Annotated in this window: 12 protein-coding genes and 2 riboswitches; of the genes, 3 read left to right on the top strand and 9 right to left on the bottom strand. The window is 36.3% G+C overall.

The window, feature by feature from the left end:
- The first annotated feature begins 117 nt into the window (after nt 1–117).
- Entirely contained in the window at nt 118–402 is a 285-nt protein-coding gene (locus tag AC1MGI_RS13790) for a hypothetical protein (protein WP_062180328.1), read from the top strand.
- Between the two features lie 118 nt (nt 403–520).
- Nucleotides 521–1,228: a DUF3298 and DUF4163 domain-containing protein gene (locus AC1MGI_RS13785; protein WP_480345749.1), complete on the top strand. Its 708-nt coding sequence runs from the start codon at nt 521–523 to the stop codon at nt 1,226–1,228.
- A gap of 394 nt (nt 1,229–1,622) precedes the next feature.
- Here AC1MGI_RS13785 and AC1MGI_RS13780 read toward each other — a convergent pair whose 3' ends face one another.
- The 3 genes from AC1MGI_RS13780 to AC1MGI_RS13770 all read right to left on the bottom strand — a co-directional run bounded on the left by AC1MGI_RS13780 (nt 1,623) and on the right by AC1MGI_RS13770 (nt 4,139).
- Nucleotides 1,623–1,802, bottom strand: coding sequence for a hypothetical protein (locus AC1MGI_RS13780; RefSeq protein ID WP_062180332.1), 180 nt, complete (start codon nt 1,800–1,802; stop codon nt 1,623–1,625).
- Between the two features lie 15 nt (nt 1,803–1,817).
- A complete protein-coding gene (locus tag AC1MGI_RS13775; protein ID WP_480345748.1) occupies nt 1,818–2,552 on the bottom strand; it encodes a type II toxin-antitoxin system SpoIISA family toxin in 735 nt (244 codons plus the stop codon).
- 150 nt (nt 2,553–2,702) lie between these two features.
- On the bottom strand, nt 2,703–4,139 hold the full coding sequence (locus tag AC1MGI_RS13770; protein WP_403073729.1) for a DHA2 family efflux MFS transporter permease subunit: 1,437 nt from the start codon (nt 4,137–4,139) through the stop codon (nt 2,703–2,705).
- A 583-nt stretch (nt 4,140–4,722) separates the two neighbouring features.
- Here AC1MGI_RS13770 and AC1MGI_RS13765 point away from each other — a divergent pair.
- Nucleotides 4,723–5,181 (top strand): hypothetical protein, encoded by a 459-nt coding sequence (locus AC1MGI_RS13765; protein ID WP_480345747.1) that lies wholly within the window; start codon nt 4,723–4,725, stop codon nt 5,179–5,181.
- Nucleotides 5,182–5,417: 236 nt separating this feature from the next.
- On the opposite strand, the gene AC1MGI_RS13760 is transcribed toward AC1MGI_RS13765, so the two are convergent.
- From AC1MGI_RS13760 to metE, 6 genes are all read right to left on the bottom strand, one after another.
- A complete protein-coding gene (locus tag AC1MGI_RS13760) occupies nt 5,418–6,401 on the bottom strand; it encodes a S8 family peptidase (RefSeq protein ID WP_480345746.1) in 984 nt (327 codons plus the stop codon).
- A 1,080-nt stretch (nt 6,402–7,481) separates the two neighbouring features.
- On the bottom strand, nt 7,482–8,921 hold the full coding sequence (locus tag AC1MGI_RS13755; RefSeq protein WP_480345745.1) for a sensor histidine kinase: 1,440 nt from the start codon (nt 8,919–8,921) through the stop codon (nt 7,482–7,484).
- Nucleotides 8,922–8,936: 15 nt separating this feature from the next.
- Nucleotides 8,937–10,169 (bottom strand): beta-ketoacyl-[acyl-carrier-protein] synthase family protein, encoded by a 1,233-nt coding sequence (locus AC1MGI_RS13750; RefSeq protein WP_480345744.1) that lies wholly within the window; start codon nt 10,167–10,169, stop codon nt 8,937–8,939.
- Nucleotides 10,170–11,375: 1,206 nt separating this feature from the next.
- Complete coding sequence (gene metH, locus AC1MGI_RS13745; protein ID WP_480345743.1) at nt 11,376–14,825, bottom strand: methionine synthase; 3,450 nt, start codon at nt 14,823–14,825, stop codon at nt 11,376–11,378.
- Nucleotides 14,818–16,668 carry a bifunctional homocysteine S-methyltransferase/methylenetetrahydrofolate reductase gene (locus AC1MGI_RS13740; protein WP_480345742.1) on the bottom strand — a complete coding sequence of 617 codons (1,851 nt, stop codon included), beginning with the start codon at nt 16,666–16,668 and terminating at the stop codon, nt 14,818–14,820. The genes metH and AC1MGI_RS13740 overlap by 8 nt, the downstream gene beginning before the upstream one ends.
- A gap of 475 nt (nt 16,669–17,143) precedes the next feature.
- A riboswitch (SAM riboswitch) is annotated at nt 17,144–17,242 on the bottom strand.
- Between the two features lie 179 nt (nt 17,243–17,421).
- The gene (metE, locus tag AC1MGI_RS13735) at nt 17,422–19,719 is read right to left on the bottom strand and encodes a 5-methyltetrahydropteroyltriglutamate--homocysteine S-methyltransferase (RefSeq protein ID WP_480349791.1); all 2,298 of its coding nucleotides are present in this window, start codon (nt 19,717–19,719) and stop codon (nt 17,422–17,424) included.
- A 147-nt stretch (nt 19,720–19,866) separates the two neighbouring features.
- Nucleotides 19,867–20,058: riboswitch (cobalamin riboswitch) on the bottom strand.
- Between the last annotated feature and the right edge of the window lie 226 nt (nt 20,059–20,284).

Here is a 20,284-nt window from a genome sequence, read left to right as displayed (position 1 = left end):
ATATTTTCACTATTTCTTCAGTAATTTCGTAAGTAGAACAATTGTATATTTATACATCATCAAGTAAAATATAATGGACACATACTATTGAAGTGCAATCGGAGGACTCTTTTAACTATGAAAGCCAGGTATGAACTTATTAACATGAATCTAACACTAAGCAATGTAACTTTGCGTAATTCAGTCGATAGCTACGTTCTTTTTAAAGCTTCCGATGAAAACAATAATGAAGTCACAATTAAACTTTCGCACCAACAAGCAGATTTTCTTGAAGCTGAATTTACAGATCTGAATCGCCGAAGAAAAGGACACTGTTTGGAACCGATTATACATGATGATGATGCTTGTATTGATGAATCCTATAATTTATTTAATGGAGAGTTTTTTATCGATCATAAATAACTCTCTTTTTTTATGCTGTTTTGAAAAATTATCTTTATCTTACTTCCCTTTGGATAAAGAACACCCTTTTAAAGAATACTTAGCTTAACAGCATATACCAAATTATTGGAGGCATTCTATGAGAAAACCATTCGTATTGAAAGCTTTATTGGTGATGATTATTTTTTTCCAATTGAATTTCTTCACACTATCTTCAGCAAAATCTTATGCCAGTGCTCCAGTTAAAGTTATGGCACACACATATAAAGATTTAGATTTTTTAACTTATCCCCAAATATCTGATTTAAAGAACAAAACGACTCAAAACAGAATCAATGCTATTTTAAAAAAACATATACAAAATTCGTATAATGACTATCAGAAATTAAAGAAGTCCATGGAAAAAATTCAAGGCGATCCCCTTTGTAAAGAAGCGCCCTCTGCGTGTCAATATGAATATAATTCGAGTTATAAAGTATTATTTAATAAAGATCATAAAATCAGCGTTTTGATATATGATTATCAATTTTCTGGTGGTGCCCACGGGAATACAGTAGTCACGACTTATAATTTCAATACAGATAACAGCAAACAGTATAAGCTTGATGATATTATTACAAATGATGCCAATTTTACTAAGGTAACAACTTATGCTAAAGAATATATCAAACAGCATCCAGATGTATTTTTTACTGACAGTGATACATTAAATTCCTTTAAGGTGAACAAAGATCATGCATTTTATTTTGTTGATGATGGAATCGCTTTGATTTTTCAATCATATGAAGTAGCACCCTATTCTTCTGGACAGCCAGTAATTATGATTCCTAGCACTATTTATAAATAAATCGAAGCATCCATCAGTGAAGCATTTTTAGTCCCGCTGATGGTAATTCTGGGGTTATTACAGCCTGTAAAAAAATTCATTTTCCGAAAATTCTGCGTTTTTCTTTTAAATTCCTGAGAAGTCTTATTACAGATTCATTTTGCTCATGAATTTTTCTTTCCGATGGAGATGTTGAAGGTACCGGTATGTTCACTCTCTCGGGTTTTCTGTTCAAATGATTCCACTCCGTCATATATGTTTTTTATAGTATATGTAATATTATGAAAACCATGAAAAAATAAGGATGTCCCATAAGTGTCTGACCTCGTATTTAACACACAGTTTTTAGTGTTACTTTCACTTCATTCTGTATGTAATAAATGCGGGGCATTCATATGGGGCATCCTCTATTTTCTTACCATATTTCTCTTAGTCGTTTTAATCTCGGCGCTTTGGTCTTTTGGTTTAGGATAATGCGTTCATTTTGTTCCATAACCTTTTTTGTATGTGGACTTAAACTGACCTCTGGGATTTTCACCTTTGGTTTTCTTACAGCAACAGTGTCATTTTCATTGGCTTTGTTATAAATACTCAAGATCCTTCACCGCCTTTATCTATGTTTTATAACCATATCGAACATCATAATCAGCAAAGCAATCAGTAAACAATCCACTTCTGATACAAAATTGCGAGATTTTATTTTTATTATAAAAGGTTCTGTTAAAAGGCTTACAGGATGTAGAGCCATCTTTTCATCGTCATTATAGTACGTATCTTCTCTTTCCAATGTAGCACGGATGGCACTTTCATTCAAGTGAGGATATCCATTTAACGCCAATTGTTTCTCCTCTTCTGTCCTAAAAGGGTGGATTTGAACGCTCATTCCGTCTTTCTCGACATAAGCTTGAAGAAGGATTCCCAAATAGGCCAAATATTCCGAATCGGTTTGGTAATATTCTGGTATTCCCTCTTTCTTTAATAGTTGAAACATATTCTTCAGTTTTTCCCGATTATCCGTAATTAATTGATCACTTTCAGCAACCGCCTTCGATGCAAAGGACAATTCGTTGTCGCCAATTTTTGTAAAGTACATACTAAGAAAAACAAACATATCAATCAACACAAATACGAGGGCAATAATCAAATAATAATTCCAATTGACAAAAATACTTGTAGGGTACATGCTCCAATAAATGATTGCACCTAAAACAAATAAAAGATACCATGTTTTCCGGATTACTTCTATCTTATTCCTAATTTGTTCCTGGTATTTCCAAGATAAAATGACATAGCTGATCAAAGCAGCAAATATCGACCATACAAAAATTTTGAAAAACAATAACATCTAAAGCCTCCTTAATTCCCCTCTAAACCCATCATAAGGAATTTAGGTATAAAGGGGAAGATGGCTTTTCTCACAAGTTCGAATTAATAATGAAAAGAGTATCAACAACCCTTTTCACCTTCGGTTTATGGGACGCAAGAATATGTGATGTTACTGCTCATTTGCACTTCCATCCTCAGATTGTTTTTCCTTTACTTCTTCCGGTGACTTCTTGTTTTTTATGAAAAAAGAAATCATTACGCCTACTAATGAGAGAATCGAGATGACGATAAACGCAACGTTTGCCCCATACATATCTGGATTAGAGATTTCCGGACGTTGTTGGGCTGTTTCAGCCGTCGTAGTCATTACAGTGACAAGAATAGCAGTACCGACCGACGCCGCAATCATTTTCATGGTATTGTCCATGGCTGCTCCATGAGCAATCAACCGTTTCGGCAGTTGGTTTAATCCTGCCGTTGCGACCGGCATCATTACCATCGATAAACCAAACATTCGAATCCCGTACATAATCGTGATGAACGTAAAGGATGTGGAGGGACTTAAATTCGATAAGGCAAACGAAGACACTGTAATAATCGTTAAGCCCGTAAGCGCTAGCCATCTCGCACCGATTTTATCAAAAATTCTCCCTGTAATAGGTGACATCAAACCGGTAATTAGAGCTCCGGGTAATAGGGCTAGGCCTGCTTCAAATGCTGTAAAATCCCTCATGTTTTGCATAAATAGTGGGATGATCGTCTCTGACCCGATTAACCCCATAAAGGTAATCATTCCAACGAGCACGGTTAGCGGAAAAATAGAATTCTTAAACACCCGGAATTCAAGCATTGGATGTTCCAATCGCAATTGCCTTGTAATAAACAGCACAAGTGCAAACGCACCTAACCCTAGCGTGACGAGCGTACTTGTGGCTAGCCAGCCATTATTGCCAGCGCACGTAAATCCGTAAAGTAATCCTCCGAACCCGAAAGAAGAAAAAATAATTGACAGGATATCTACTTTTGGTTTAGTTACCTCTGTCACATTTTTCATTGCAAAAAAGGCAATCAAGATATCAATAAGGGCAATCGGTAGTATTATGAAAAATAAGAGCCTCCAAGAATAATGAGAGGTTACCCATCCTGACAAGGCGGGACCAATCGCCGGTGCAAAGGACATGACGAGCCCAACTAAACCCATTGCTGCTCCGCGCTTATTAACTGGAAAAATCATTAAAAATACGGTTTGCATAAGCGGCAGCATAACACCGGCTCCGCTTGATTGAATCACTCTTCCAAGTAAAAGCATTTCAAAGTTAGGAGCGACACCCGCAACTAGTGTTCCGAAAGCGAAAATACTCATCGCGGATATAAAGAGCTGCCTCGTTGAAAAACGCTCCAATAAAAAGGCACTGATCGGTATCATAATCCCATTCACTAACATAAAAACGGTCGTCAGCCACTGAGCGCTATTCGCCGTAACATTCATTTCTTTCATAATCGGCGGTATTGCTGTAATCATAAGTGTTTGATTCAATATTGCAATAAACGCTCCTGCAAGCAGAAGCGCTACAATCGTAGACTGCTTATAGCTTCGTGTTTCCATTCTTCCCTTTCCTCTTTCCTGTTCAATTTCTATCTTGAAATATGATTCCCTACAAAGTTATCTCTTCATTAGAAGAACCTTCATTGTCTTATATGTGTATGTAAAAAATAAGTGCTGTAAAACATACTTTTACAGAGTACATGATTTCCCATTAATAATCTATGGATTCGATCTAAATGATTCTCAGATTTTTTATCTCCTAATAAATTTCTTTTTCTGTATTTGTTTTAAGACCTCAATAAGTTCCTCCTATACAACAAATCTTATCATTCTTGAGATTTATGGAAGACTATACGAATTCTATATGAAGCGAACAATCGGGGTACATTCACTACCGGAACTTTTCGAAACAACGCAGATGGTATTCACCCTATAAATGCTTACTTTACAAAACTTTGATTCAAAAATCCTAGCACAGCATTCCCACCTAATTTAAATAACATTACCAAATATTACAGATATATCATATTAATGAAATATTACTCTATTTTTTTGTAATTCACTCCCTTTTCTTGCAAGACTAGGATATTTAGTATAAGCTAGGGAACATACTTATTTAGAAACTTTCTTAAGGAGGCTAAGTATGTCTGAAATTAAAGATTTTGAAGTAGAAACAGTGTTTGAGGATCGGGTTTATCAGCGTCACGCATTTACCTTTAAGATTCAGGAAGATGTGTTTAAAGGTCATTTTCATAAGGATGAGATTCAATGGCTTCATCCTCATCCAAAACAAATGATTGGTGAAGGTAAAGTAGAAATTATTGAAAATACCATATATGAATTAATGAGTCAATACGGCGTTTCTAGCGGAATTAAAGACTTTGAAATAATCCCAGCTTTTGAAGACCGGCTACATGAACGCCAACAATTCACTTTACAAGTGCAAGGTGAGGAATACAAAGGCTTTGTTCACGAAGGAGAAATTCAATGGTTCCATCCTCAACCAATGCAAAAGCTTGAAGATGATCACGTGCAGGCAATTGAATCAGAAATACATGAAAAAATGGCGAAGCAAGCAAAAGATAGTAAAGAAAATAATTAGAAATGATAACGGCAGCAAAGTATCGCTGCCGTTTTCTATTACATTCTAACCACAGTTTTTATTTATGGGAAAATATCTTTAGTTATTTTATTTACATACCTTATTGTCAAAATCAAAGATACAAGTCAGCGATATTGTCGTTTTCTAATTTCGACGTAGCTATCCCTTTGCCTTTTTTGTAATTAGTTCTGACATGAAAAGTCATAATATACACTGTATTTATGATGTTAATAATCTTACCTATTTTCTAAGTGCGAACTAAACCCTGTTAAAAGTTCTTTTAATTTTTCTACTTTCTGGTGATTTAGTTTTAGTAATCCATGTCCTTCTTGAGTCGCTGGATTGCCCAGTGAAACTGTATGATTTAAGAGTTCATTATACGCTTCTAATTCTGTTAATTTACGCCCACGAATTGTTTCATATTTATCTATCAAGAGTGCAACAGCTCCTGAAACATGTGGAACAGCCATCGATGTACCTGATAAGACGGCAAATTGGTTACCGGGAAAAGTTGATACAACTTGCTCTCCAGGGGCCACTAAATCTACTGCACCATTAGAATTACTAAATCTGGATATACGTCCACGCCGGTTAACTGAACCGACTGCCACAACTTCTGGATAAGCAGCTGGATAACTGTACTCGATTGTATCGGCAATTCCATCCCCTTCATTTCCTGCGGCACACACGACCAATATGTTAGCTTGAACTGCGTTTCTAATCGATGAATGTAAGGCTGGATCATCATCCGGTCCCCCTAATGACATAGAGATAACCCGCACTTTTTCACCTTTAGGGCCAGTCCAATTGATAGCGTAATGAATAGCCGATGTAATGTTGTCTGTTGTTCCTTCTCCTGATCCAGTTAAAGCCTTAAGTACTAGCAACTTCGCTTTAGGCGCTGCACCAACAACTCCAAAACCATTTTCTGCTGCTGCAATGGTTCCGCAAACATGAGTCCCATGCCCATTATTATCGGAAAAATTGGCAGGATTGCCGTTATAATCGCCCGTGAAATTATATCCTCCAATAATTTGACCTATTAAATCAGGGTGGTCTGGCTGGCAGCCTGTATCGATTACGGCTACGACTATGTTCTCACCCTTAAATCCTTCTCTCCAAATAGAACGCGCACGAATTATTCTAATCCCACGTGGGACTTCAAAAGTATTTTCTGTAATTCCTTCTACATGGAAGGGTATTAATTGAACATTGTGCAATGCTATCCTCTCCCTTCGATTTAATCCTAAACGGACAAGCAGCACTAGACTTTGATAAATGTGGAGAATCCGCACCTATAACCCGTTTGAGCAGCTCCAATCCAATAGCATTGATTACAGCATTTATTTATTCTATGAATAGGGACGAGCTTTTGCTATAAACCTTAGTCTAATTTTGAACTTTTAGTTTAATAGGCTAAACACCAGCGTTTGATAGATTTTAAAACCACCACAATGGCAACTGTTGATCTTGACTAAAATATTGTGTATTACTCGGTGTACCTCTTCCCTTCTTTCTTACCGTGCTTAATCTTTATATACTTTTTAATAGAGAATCCTTTTAATTTAGATAATCGAAATTCAAATGACCAATTGTTTACCCAAAGAGATATTCCTGTTTCAAGGATAATAAATAAAAGAAAACTTGGTATAACTATCCAAACAATCATAGTTATTGTAACCATCCCCTTTTACTCTTTACTATTCATTTTACTGGATATATATACCTCTATGTATTGTTGGCAATTAAATTTCATGTTGAGAAAGTATACGTTTTCTATTCATCTCTTTAAAATTAGGCTCTGTTAAACTTGCCTGTTGGATTGCAGCGAGAGGCGTTCGCTTTGTGCGGGCGGTTGGTTCGGGAGCCTTCTCGACGTAGTGCGCCTATGGGGTCTTCCCTTTTTAAATCGTTTTCCTCACATGCCTTCCTCTTCAATCAACAATGAGCTTTAACAAATGAGAGGTGAGCGTGGTAGGCTGTTGGACTTACAAAGATAATCAGACCTTTTTTTAAGACACGATTCACTAAAAAGGTTCCATATCAAGCAGTAAATATATATACTGTCGTTTGCTACTTGTGTTAACTGCGATTATACTTTTACGGAAAAATAAAAAGCACCTAATTAGGTGCTTTCCTATAATTTATATTATTTCTTGTTTATCCCACACTTAACGAATGGGTAGTAAGACCCCCACCTCAAGCTTATGAGAAACAAAGAAGTTAGATGGGGGGATGAAAGAACATCCTACTAATAGAAGTTTCACTTATTCAACAGGAAAGTATTTTATACGAATCACTCAATGAGTATCAAAGTCACTGAATACATATTGGGGTAATATTATTTGAAAATGTGTTCCATGAGAACTGCTATCGACAATTTTTATATCTCCACGATGTTCAAAAATGATTTTTTTTATAAAAGGTAAACCTAAACCTAGTCCTTCTTTCTTAAAAGATATAAAAGGATCAAAAATTGCATCCCAATTTTCTAAAGGCACCCCTATTCCAGTATCAACGATATCTATAATGATTTTATCACCCTCAACTTGAGTAGATAATGCGATTCGTCTTATCATTCTCTCCTGCGGAATAGCTTCCAAACTATTTTTAATTAAATTTACAAACACTTGTTTCATATATGTATGATTTACATAAGCTTTTAAAGTTTTATATTTTTTCTCAAAGGTAATTTCTACAGAGTTTTCTTTGAGTGATTCTATCGATAATTCAATTGCTTGATCTATTATTTCATTTAAATCGAACATTTTAAATTCAATTGATTTATATTTTATATATTCAGTGTAATTTAGTGTTAAATCATGAAGCTGATCTGCAGCAATTTGAATCATTTCATTCATATTTTTACCTTGATCTGGTAACGGCGTTAGCTCACTCATTAATTTTGAATAGCCTTTAATAATTTGTAGTGAATTTTTCACTTCATGAACTAAACTCGCAGTTAAATTACCCGTATAATCTAGCTTCTTTTGACGCTCTAATAATCGGTTGTAATTGATTGTCATCATTGTATTCATTTTTACAAAAGAGAAGATTATGATGACAGAAAAAATAATAACGCCCAAGCTGCTATACAGTGCTCCTGCTCCAGGTACAAAGTTTAAAAAACCTGAAAGATACAATAAAAAAGAGCATAAAGAAAATGTACCTAAAAATCCTTTTAAATAAATATTCTGAATAAATTTAGAAACAAAATAAGAAAAAGCGATAAAAATTAGAAAACTTGCTGTGTGAAATACATATAAAGAATGAAGCGGTCCATACTCTGGAAAATAAAAAGTATTGTTGGTATTGGTAATCTGGACTTCTCTCAATCCACTTACCCCATAATCTGTTAAACTAACAATAAAAACAAAGGTACTCCAAACTACTAATAAAACCAATACTTTCCGAGTAAAAATGGATACTAAAGGACGATAAAATTGGTTATCTTTAATATATGCCGAATGTTTTTTTACGGTTACATAGGATAAATAAAACACTAAGGGTATCATGAATGTTGGACCGGCCCTAAAAAACTTGAATAGCCAGAGAATAAGTTCTTCGGAAAGGATCCCTTTCAAATATAATACTGCAATATCTATTTGCCAGAAACTAATGGATAGCATATAAAACAATAAGGCATATGATAATTCCGAACCTTTATAAATCTTTAATATAGAAATCGCCAATACTATAGGGATTATACCTATACTAATAATCAAAAACGATATGATCATTTCTAACTCACCACTCTATTTATGTCTCTTTATATATGCACAGGCATTGTTACCCCCATGACCATGATTCGTTATTGCTACTTCATTTACCTCTTGATGCCAAGGTTCTGTTACAATGTTCATTTCTTCATACCCCTCTTTATTGGTTCGAATTGTTGGAGGGATAAATCCGTGATTAATACTAATTAAAGAAGAAATAACCTGCAATACTCCAATAGCTCCATATGGATTACCAATCATACTTTTGATTGAAGTATAAGGAACCTTGTGGTTAAATAATCTTTTTGAACAATGTTCCTCAATCCTATCATTCACTTGAATTCCTAATGCCTGACTATTAATATAATCTGGTGTTCTCCCTTCTATCACTTCTTTTAAAGCGCTAATCATTTGTTCACCAGTTTCTTCTACAGAATATATATGTACACCATCATTGTTCGAAACTATCTTTTCAATTTCACCTAAGATTTCAATCTTCCTCTTTCGTGCACCTTCTTCTCTTTCCAGAATTATTACGCCAGAACCTTCAGAAATAGCAAACCCTTTACTATTTTGATTGAATGGTACTGCACCTACATTTAGTGTTTGATTTATGGGAATTGACTTTGTTTTGGCAAAACCAAAACAAGCCATTTTATTTACTAAACTATCTGTACCTCCAACAACAGCTACATCTATAATACCACTCTTCAAGTAAACCATTGCGTCTTGGATAGCGTCTAAACTAGATGTACAACCAGTCGTTATCGTTTTTGTTATCCCCTTTATTGATAAATAATGGGAAATTTCAGCAGTAATGCTATGATAATTCGAAAAATGTGAAAAAGTTATAGGCACATTCCTATAATTATTTTCATTTACATGAATGATCGAATCATGAAAAAGCTTCTCACCAATTGCTCCCACTGAGATTCCAAAAAACAGCCCAACCTTTTTATCCGCTAAATTCGAGAGTCGCGCTTGATTCAAGGCTTCCTTTCCTGATGCCATCCCAAGCAAAGTAGCCCTTGGTAATCGTTTAAACTTCTTATCAGACTCAAATTCATCTAAACCACTATGTATACGTCCAATAATAGTTTTCTCTCCATTTGGTGAAAGGTCTGTAACAGTATCTAAACAACAAACCCCATTTTTTAAATTGTATATGTATTGTCCTATATTATTTGTATTCGGCGCTTTTACCCCATATCCCGTTACGACTATTTTATCTCTCAAACTTACCACCCTTTGTTTATAAACTATTTCCAAGATGTATTTATTCTAAGTGGTATAAAAGTAGCATTATTATTACAGTATAACTTTCATTGTGATTTATGGATAGATATTTTACAGGAGTAATTAAAATCAAAAGATGGGCCTTTTAGTTTGCGAAATTTTATACTATCCACACCATTATTATCCAATACATTGCTCTTTATTTGATTCTTTAGGTTTCATTAACAATAGTTTTCTAGTTCTTGGCTAACCTTCAAAACTTTAACTTGTGAATACTTATTAGTTTTTTTCCTAATGCATATTAATACTTTCTTAAGGATTGCATTTTTTTCATCAAATGAAACCGTTAAACGCACTACCTCAAGACATACTAATATCCTTTGAATTATATCATTATTCAGCTAAATTTTTACTACTTTTTACCCACCTTTTTTATTTTAATTCATCTAAAACACTTAAATTTCTATAATTATAAAAAAACACCTCCCATTAAATCGATCGGTGCTATGTATAATTATCTACTTTTCTTGTTTTTTAATATTTTTCTGAATATGAGCAACAACAACGTCGCTTAAGCGTAGTCCTTTTGCAACTAAAGCAGCTCTTGAACCAAGTTATCCTTTATCTGATCAGTTTTCTACACTAGTTTTTTTAGTTTGCTGAACAATAGGTTTAAAAGCTTTGAGCGTCTAGATCAATCCACTAACTATCAATAATATGCCCCGCAAGCAAATATCCCAGAGAAAGGACAAAGCAGGGTCTACAAAAATTATAAAAGGAACGATGTTTGTAGATAGATAACGAATGCTATTAAGTTTTCCCAGCTTAAGAAAGATAAGAAATATATATTACTAGTAGATATATACCAAATCAGGTATTTGTAATAACTAACACTTATTTTGCCCATTGTGGATAGCTTGGGCAAAGTTCTTTTTTTGTCAAAAATCGATTTATATAAAATTGCAGATCAGTATTACTTTTTCATTAACCTTCGATTTATTAATGACAAATAAAATAAGCTGTGAACAAATATTAATGAGTCCACAGCTTAAATAGTTAGACTACCAGTAGTGGTAATACGAATTTATTTGTAGGTAACGGTAGACCACCTTAAAAAGAATCCAATATTCTCCACATCTATACAAAAATCTACTTAGAATACTACTCTATGTATTCACAAGTACCTTTTTAGTTGTTAATATATCGATTGTTTATAAAAAATTATTGTTTACTAAGATTTTACCTTTCCACATTAAAATATCGTGCTTCAGGGTGCGCAAAAACGATCGCTGAGACGGAAGCTTCTGGTTCCATCATAAAACCTTCTGTTAATTCTACTCCGATATCTTGTGGTTTTAAGAGACGGAAAAGTTTTTCCTGATCTTCGAGATTAGGACATGCAGGATAACCGAATGAAAAACGTTGCCCTGCATATTTTGCTGCAAAACGTTCTTTCATCGTCATATCTATTGGATCACTAATTCCTTGTGCATCTCTCATCAAATGATGCATTCTTTCAGCAAATCCTTCTGCCGTTTCAAGGGCAAGTGATTGTATCGCGTGGCTTTTTAAAAAGTCACCCTCCTGCTTCCATTTTTCCGCCCATTTTCTAATTCCTTTACCCGCCGATACAAGAAAGAAGCCGACATAATCCATTTCACCTGATGAAACAGGTTTTACATAATCGGCAAGACATAAATAAGGACTACTTTCCTGTCGGGGAAAATCGAATTCTTCCAAAATTTCATTGTGGTTGTCAGGATTATATACTTTGACCTTATTGCCTTCGCTTTGAGCAGGGAAGAACTGATAAATTCCATTTAAACCGTACTCATGGTCCGACTTTAAGAACGTGATTAATTCATCTACAAGTTCATTCAGTTCAATCGCCCGCTCATCACCCTTTCTTACCAGTTCAGCTACTTTTCCTTTCAAACCAAGATGGTGACCAATCAACATTTGCCGATTTATGTATGGCTGAACAACATCTATCGGATAATCCTTCAATATATGGCGTATTTGATCAAGTGGCTTCTTGACAGGAACAACAGATAACGGTTTTACTTCTACCTTTTTTCGTTCCGGTTTTTCCATCGTAGCCACGATTGCCGCATTTTCCCTTGCTGTCTCCCGCTTTTCACTTAATTCTTTTAGATACGCTGCTTTTTTATGATTGTCATGTAAAATATTTGCGACTGCAAGCCCATCCATTGCATCTTTTGAGTATAAAACAGGGCCATCGTATTCTGGCGAAATTTTAAAATCTGTAAATTTACGTGATAATGCGGCACCTCCTACTAGAATGGGGATGTCGATGCCTGTTTGTTTTAAATCCTGCGCCGTGAGAACCATTTGCTGGGCTGATTTGACAAGCAGGCCAGAAAGTCCAATAACTGTCGGGTTATGCTTGCGAACCTCTTCAATAATTTGCTGTGACGATACTTTTATCCCAAGATCAATCACTTCATAGCCGTTATTGGAAAGAATAATGTCCACTAAGTTCTTGCCAATATCATGCACATCCCCTTTGACAGTCGCTAGTAGCACTTTTCCTTTTTTTGCACTGTCTTCTTCATTTTCCATTAGCGGTTCAAGATATGTAACCGCCGCTTTCATAGCTTCTGCGCTTTGTAAAACTTCAGCAACGATTAGCTGATTATCATTAAAGAGGCGACCAACTTCTCCCATGCCATCCATTAGCGGTCCATTGATAATCTCAAGCGGTGCATCTCCACGATCAAGCGCCTTATTGAGATCAGTAATTAAACCTTCTTTCGTTCCCTCAATTATATAATTGGCCAATCGTTCATCTAGAGGTAGGATGGCCGTATTTTCTTTTTTCTTCGCCTTTTTACCACGATAAAATTCTGTGAAAGTGGCTAATGATTCTGATGATGTATCGAACAAAAGAGCTTCAGCCAGTTTGATCTCTTCTTCCGGTATCGAAGCAAAACGTTCTAGTTTTTCCGTATTGACAATTGCATAATCCAGCCCCGCCTTCGTGCAGTGATAAAGGAAAACGGCATTGAGTATTTCTCTTCCCCTTGGTGGTAGACCGAATGAAACGTTAGATATCCCAAGAATCAGCAAACAATCCGGAAAAGTTTCTTTGATTGCCTGAATTCCTTTCACCGTTTCAAGAGCTGAGCCGATATATTGCTCATCGCCTGTCCCAACTGGAAAAACAAGTGGATCGAAAATTAAATCACTTTCTGACAAACCATATTTATTGACAAGTAAATCAACAGAACGCTTGGCGATTTCAAGCTTTCTTTCCGCTGTAACCGCCATCCCTTCTTCATCGATTGTACCAACCACGACGGCAGCACCATATTGATGGATAAGTGGCACAATCTTTTCAAAGCGTTCTTCTCCATCCTCCAGGTTAATGGAGTTTATGATTGACTTCCCTTGCGATCTTTTTAACGCTTCCTCCAAGACAGCTTCATCCGTCGTATCGATTACAAGTGGCACCTTAATTTTCTTTACCACTTCAGTAACAAACTCTTTTATATTCCCTAATTCATCGTCATCAGGATCAGCCAGACAAATATCAATAACATGAGCTCCTTTTTTCACTTGAGCTCGAGCAATTTCTGCCGCTTGTTCAAATTTCTTTTCCCTAATCAATTCCTTGAACTTACGCGATCCGATAACATTCGTTCGTTCTCCGACAAATAACGGACGCATGGAATCATCATAGATAAGAGGTTCGATTCCTGATACTGCATGACCGTGTGTATGAGTTTCAATTATTCGTGGCTCAATCAATTCAAGTACTTTTACCAATTCAACAATATGTTCAGGTGTCGTACCACAGCAACCACCAATAATGTTAACCCATCCTTTTTCTGCAAACTGTTTCATTTTTTCTGCTAAAGAATTCGGCGATTCATGATAATGCCCTTCCTCATCTGGGAGTCCCGCATTAGGGTAACAACTAACTGCTCTATTTGATAAATTCGCCAGTGTTCTGATATGGTCAATCATGAATTCTGGTCCAGTTGCACAATTCAATCCGACTGCAAGTGGATTCATATGTTCACATGAAAGATAAAATGCTTCTATCGACTGACCGGCAAGTGTCGTTCCCATCGGTTCAATTGTGCCAGAAATCATGATCGGGATTTCCCGTCCGTATTTAACAAACGCCCCTTTAATTCCAGAAAAGGCAGCCTTTACATTTAACATGTCCTGACATGTTTCGACTAAAAGTAAATCTACCCCTCCATCAAGAAGACCTAACGCTTGTTCTTCATAAGAAGCAGTCAATGCTTCAAATGTCGTTCCACCAGTTACAGACAAAGTTTTTGTCGTTGGTCCCATAGCTCCTGCCACGAATCTAGGCCATTCTTTACTCGAATATTTTTCACAGGCCGCCTTAGCAATCTCGGCAGATTCTTTGTTTAGTTTATATGCCAGATAACTTATATCATACTCATCAAGCACGATACTTGTTGCACCAAATGTATTTGTTTCGATGATGTCTGCACCAGCTGCCAAATATTTTTCATGAATGGAACGAATGACATCAGGTTGGGTAATCGTTAAATATTCGTTACAACCTTCATATTGTTCACCACCAAAATCCTCAGCGGTTAAATCCTCAGCTTGTAACATGGTCCCCATCGCGCCATCTAATAATAAAATTTTTCTTTTCATTTGTTCCTGAATTAACCGTTTACTCATATGCTCCCACCTCCGAAGTATGCCTACTATCTACTTTTCTAATATGTTTCGTTAATTCTGCTGTCATTTCATAATATAAGAACGGGGTAATTAAATAGATGCCCTTAAATTTATCCATCGCAGTATCCACCAATTCCTTGGCAATGGCTATCCCTTCATTTTTGGCTTTATTTGGATCATTGCCTGCAGATGCCATCGCTCTGCGGACTTCTTCTGGCAAGATGATACCAGGCACTTCGTTATGGATAAATTCCGCATTCCTTGAACTTGTTAATGGCATAATACCAAGAAAGATAGGTGTGTCTAAATGTTGCGTTGCTTCGTATACATCTTCAATTTGTTTGACGGAATAAATCGGTTGCGTCAAAAAGGAGTCAGCTCCACAGGCAATCTTCTTTTCAACCCGCTTAACTGCTTTATCGAGATATTTGACATTTGGATTAAAAGCAGCAGCGATTTTAAAATTCGTTTTTTGACCTAGACTTTGCCCTGAATAAGAAAGTCCTTCATTAAATTGTTTGATAAGACTAATTAAATCTAATGATGATAAATCATATACAGATGTCGCACCTGGAAAATCACCAATTTTAGATGGATCACCTGTTACGACTAAAATCTCATTTAGACCAAGCGTTTGCAGCCCCAACAAGTGCGATTGTAGACCTATTAAATTACGGTCACGGCATGTTATATGAAGAAGCGGCTTTATTTCATGCTGTGTTTTCAAAAGTGTACCTAATGCCACATTGGAAATTCGCGGTGAGGCAAGCGAATTATCAGCCATTGTAACGGAATCTACACCCGCTTTCCTTAAGGCAACGGCACCATTCATAAAGGCTTCAATCCCTAATTTTTTCGGCGGGTCCAATTCTACTAAAATCGTTCTTTCCACTTTCGCTTTTTCATGGAATGCTAGCCCTTCATCAGAATTTCCCACTTCGATAATCTCAATATCCCTTACTTTAATTTCCTTTTCTAAAACCGGTGCTAACAATCTTACCGCGTTTTTTATTGCTTCAATATGGATAGGCATCGTGCCACAACAGCCGCCGATAATGGATGCCCCCTGCTCTCTAAGCTCTAGTGCTGATGAAGCGAAATATTCAGGTACTGCATCATATACAAGTCTTCCATCGACATAATCTGGTAAACTAGCATTCGGGAAAACGGCAAGTGCCGCTTGTTTTGGTAACGAAACGGATTCCAATGCGCGAATCATATGATGTGGACCAAGTCGACAGTTGATGCCGACTACATCTGTTCCCAACTGCTCTAACCTTTGAAAAGCCTCGTTTAACGACATCCCGTTTTGTAAATTTCCAAGTTCATGTAATGAAACATTTGAGATAATTGGCAAATCCGTTTCTTGCCGTGCAATCTGAAGAACGGTCTCTAACTCCTCCAAATCGTAAAATGTCTCAAGCAATAGTCCATCTGGTGCTTCAAGTAGGAGACTATATAATTGCTCTCGGAAAATACGTTTGATTTCCTCCAAGCTTAAATCTGATTTACGTATACTCCTTAATGCACCTATCGTACCGAATACAAATGCATTCCCTTGTACAGCTACCTTTTTAGCAATCGCAATGCCTTTACGATTAATTTGACTTACTTGATCTTCCAATCCATACCTCTTTAATTTATGAAAATTAGCTCCATATGTATTCGATTGGATAATATCTGCTCCCGCATTCAAATATGCCTGATGAATCGTTTCAATTTGATTGGGATTCGTGATATTCAATTCTTCGTAACAAAGATCAATGCCGTGGGAATACAATAATGTCCCCATTGCCCCTTCTCCAACTAATATTCTGTTCTTCAATTCTTGACGAAAATCCATAAATACCCCCTTTCTGAGGGCGTCCTAAAGAGGTCTGACCTTAACTCCCTATACACGGTTTATTGTGTGATATACACATGATTTAAACAATATATTGAAGTTCTGTGGTATGACGCTCTCGTTTTAGGGTACCCTCGCTAATTTCATTGTTATATGCGAAAAAACAACATGTTGATGAAGGAATTATCGAAACATTCTCTCCATCTATCAAACATTCACTTACTAGCTTTAGCATATGCCGGTTATTAAGGTTTTTTCGGGACAATCCCTTCGCATCTCTCGAGAAGTATTGATTTTAAAAAAACACAAAATTATCTAGCTATAAATTTACTTATTTAATACTGATGTAACATCACGAATATTCCATTAATTCCAAATAATCCTCCTTCTTTAATTTTTACCGCTATTTCGCATGTTAAAATAAAAAACCTCTTCTTAAGATAAGAAGAGGTTTTAGCACCACGGCTATTCACTCTTCTTATCTTCAAGCGTTTCGCTTCTGGAATTAGCACAGTACAAAAAGTCTGTTGCTGAGGTATCAAAGGGCCAGTCCCTCCACCTCTCTGGATAAGAAAGTTACATATTTAGTTTTAATTAACTATTACTCTATAGCTGTGATTAACAAATGTCAAGAAATAATTTGATGAAAATTCTGAATAAAACAATTACTCGTTTGTTTGATGAGTCGCTAGTAAGGCCTAAGCATGTTCTCTTAAGCATTCACCGTATTCCCTACACCCTTTATTATCCTTCTTATACATTCAGTGTTTGTTTTACTTCAAGCTTTTCACGATAAAGCTTTGTTGCTTCTACCATTAATTTTAATGCCACGACTGTTTCTTCAATACCACGCGTTTTTAAACCACAGTCAGGGTTAACCCAGAATAAACGGTAATCTAAGACTTGCAGGGCACGTTCTATATTTTGTGATAACTCTTCCAATGTTGGTACACGCGGGCTATGAATATCATACACGCCAAGACCAATCCCCTTATGATACAAATGTTCTTCAAATGAGCGAATTAATTCACCATGACTTCTTGACGTTTCAATCGAGATGACATCTGCATCAAGTGCATCAATGGCTTCAATAATATCTTCAAAGTTCGCATAACACATATGAGTATGAATTTGTGTTTCTTCCTTCACAGACGATGTTGATAATTTAAAAGCATCAACCGCTATTTTTAAGTAGATTTCAGTTTTTTCTGTTTTCAACGGCAATCCTTCTCTTAAGGCTGGTTCATCGACCTGAATCATACCGATACCGTTTGCTTCTAAAGCTTCGACTTCCTGTCGGATTGCCAATGCCAATTGACTTAAGACATCTTTACGACTTATATCATCACGCACAAATGACCAATTTAAAATGGTTACGGGGCCTGTTAACATGCCTTTTACAGGTTTTGTCGTCAAGTTTTGCGCATAAACCGTTTCTTTTATTGTCATTGGTTCTGTTAAGACGACATCACCAAAAATAACTGGTGGTCTGACACAACGTGAACCGTATGATTGCACCCAACCATACGTTGTAATCGCAATACCTGCTAATTTTTCACCAAAGAACTCAACCATGTCTGTCCGTTCAAATTCACCATGAACGAGTACATCTAAACCAAGTTCTTCTTGAATATCAATCCACTTTTTAATTTCTTCTTTAATGTATTGCTCATACTGTTCGTTTGATAGTTCTCCTTTTCGCCATTTCAAACGTTGCTTTCGTACCACTTTCGTTTGCGGGAAACTACCGATTGTTGTCGTTGGAAGTAATGGTAAATCCCATCGTTTATCATGCAATACTTTTCGTTTGCTTGCATCAACGCGAGTTATTGAATAATGAGATAAATTTACTAATGTATCTTGCACTTCTCTCACATTTCGGAACGATGAATGATTTAATAATCTAACTGCTTGGTCACATTTGTCAAGCTCTTCAACGGTTAGTTCATGTTTTGCAAATTTTGTTAACAAGACCACTTCATCCAGTTTTTCATCTGCAAAAGATAATGCATTTTTAACAATGGGCTCTAAATTTTGTTCACTTTTCACTGTCACAGGAACATGAAGTAAGCTGCAAGATGGTTGGATTATGAGACGATTATCGTCAACTATACTTGTTAATGTTTCGATGAGTTTTGCTTTCTCTTGTAAATTGGCTTTCCAGACATTTCGGCCGTCAATGACTCCTGCTGCCAAAACCTTATCTTTCGGAAAACCAATTGCTTGTAATTGAGCAATATTCATGTCCTCGTCGTGAACAAAATCGAGACCAATTCCTGCAACTGGTAATTGAACGATGGCTTGATAATGTTCGATACTTTCATAATACGTTTGTAGAATGATTTTTACGTTTGGGACGGACTTTTTAAAAGCTGTGTACACTTCATTAACATCACGTAAAATTTCACGATCAATCTGTTTTACTAAAAGTGGTTCATCAATTTGTATCCACTCAGCACCCGCTTCTTCTAATTGTTGCAATACTTCGACGTAAAGTGGAGTAAGCGCTTGTAACAATTCCTTGCGTTTTTGATCATCGTATCCTTTTGACAATGCCAAAAAAGTGATCGGCCCGAGGATGACAGGCTTCCCATTTATCCCTAATTTTTCTTTTGCTTCTTTATATAATTTTAATGGCCAGTTTTCTAATAAAACCGGTTGTGCATCTTCTAACTCGGGCACGATATAGTGATAGTTTGTATTGAACCATTTTGTCATTTCTGATGCTACTTTACCTTTACTGCCTCTGGCAATTTCAAAATAGGTTTGAAGTGAAAGTTGCTTTCCTTCTGTTTTAAATCGTGTTGGGACGAGCCCAAACATAACAGCTGTATCTAATACATGATCATAATAACTGAAATCACCGACAGGAATGAGATCAATTCCTTTTTCCTGTTGTTTTCGTAAATGTGATAGGCGAATTTCTTCCATCTTGCTTGTAAATTCCGACTCGGTCAGCTCTCCTGCCCAAAACAATTCTACACATTTTTTCCATTCGCGATTTTCACCAATTCTCGGATAGCCTACGTTTGAACTTTTAATTCCCATTATTGTGCCCCCATTTCATTTTTAATTGCCTCAATAAAAAAATCTCTCTTTGCAATAAAGAGAGACTAATGATAGACATAGTTAACTAGAGTTGAGACTAGCAATCAGTTTCAACATATGGCCATCACTCCTCCCTATTTTCGCGTAGGTAATAAGCGCATCCAATAGGCAGGTCTCCTGACTTAGGTTCATCGTTTTCTATCCCTTCCCATTCCATGATGAAACAGTGGTTAACGATAAAGAACTCCCCATAACAGTGGCGCGACCGTGTCGGATTTACACCGAACTTCCCTTTTAAGTTAAAAACATGTTGCTTTTAACACCTATCGTTTGAATATTATTCATTTTTTCGAATTATTGCAATAAAAAGTTTATTGGGATTAAGATTATATCATCTTGTCTGATTTCGCAAGTATCTTTTTATCATTTTCCGAAAGAAGACCCCCTCTTCAATCGTGTGAAGGGTGTAGCCCAACGATAAGGGGTAGATGAATTTCGGTTAGGCGTTAGCTTAATAGCCCTTCTATTTGCTGTTTTTTTGAATCCGAACGGAACAAATGTTCGTTAA

This window comes from Peribacillus sp. BM1, assembly GCF_056679975.1.
Note: the sequence above shows the minus strand (reverse complement) of the source record. Positions and strands in the feature narration are given on the sequence as shown.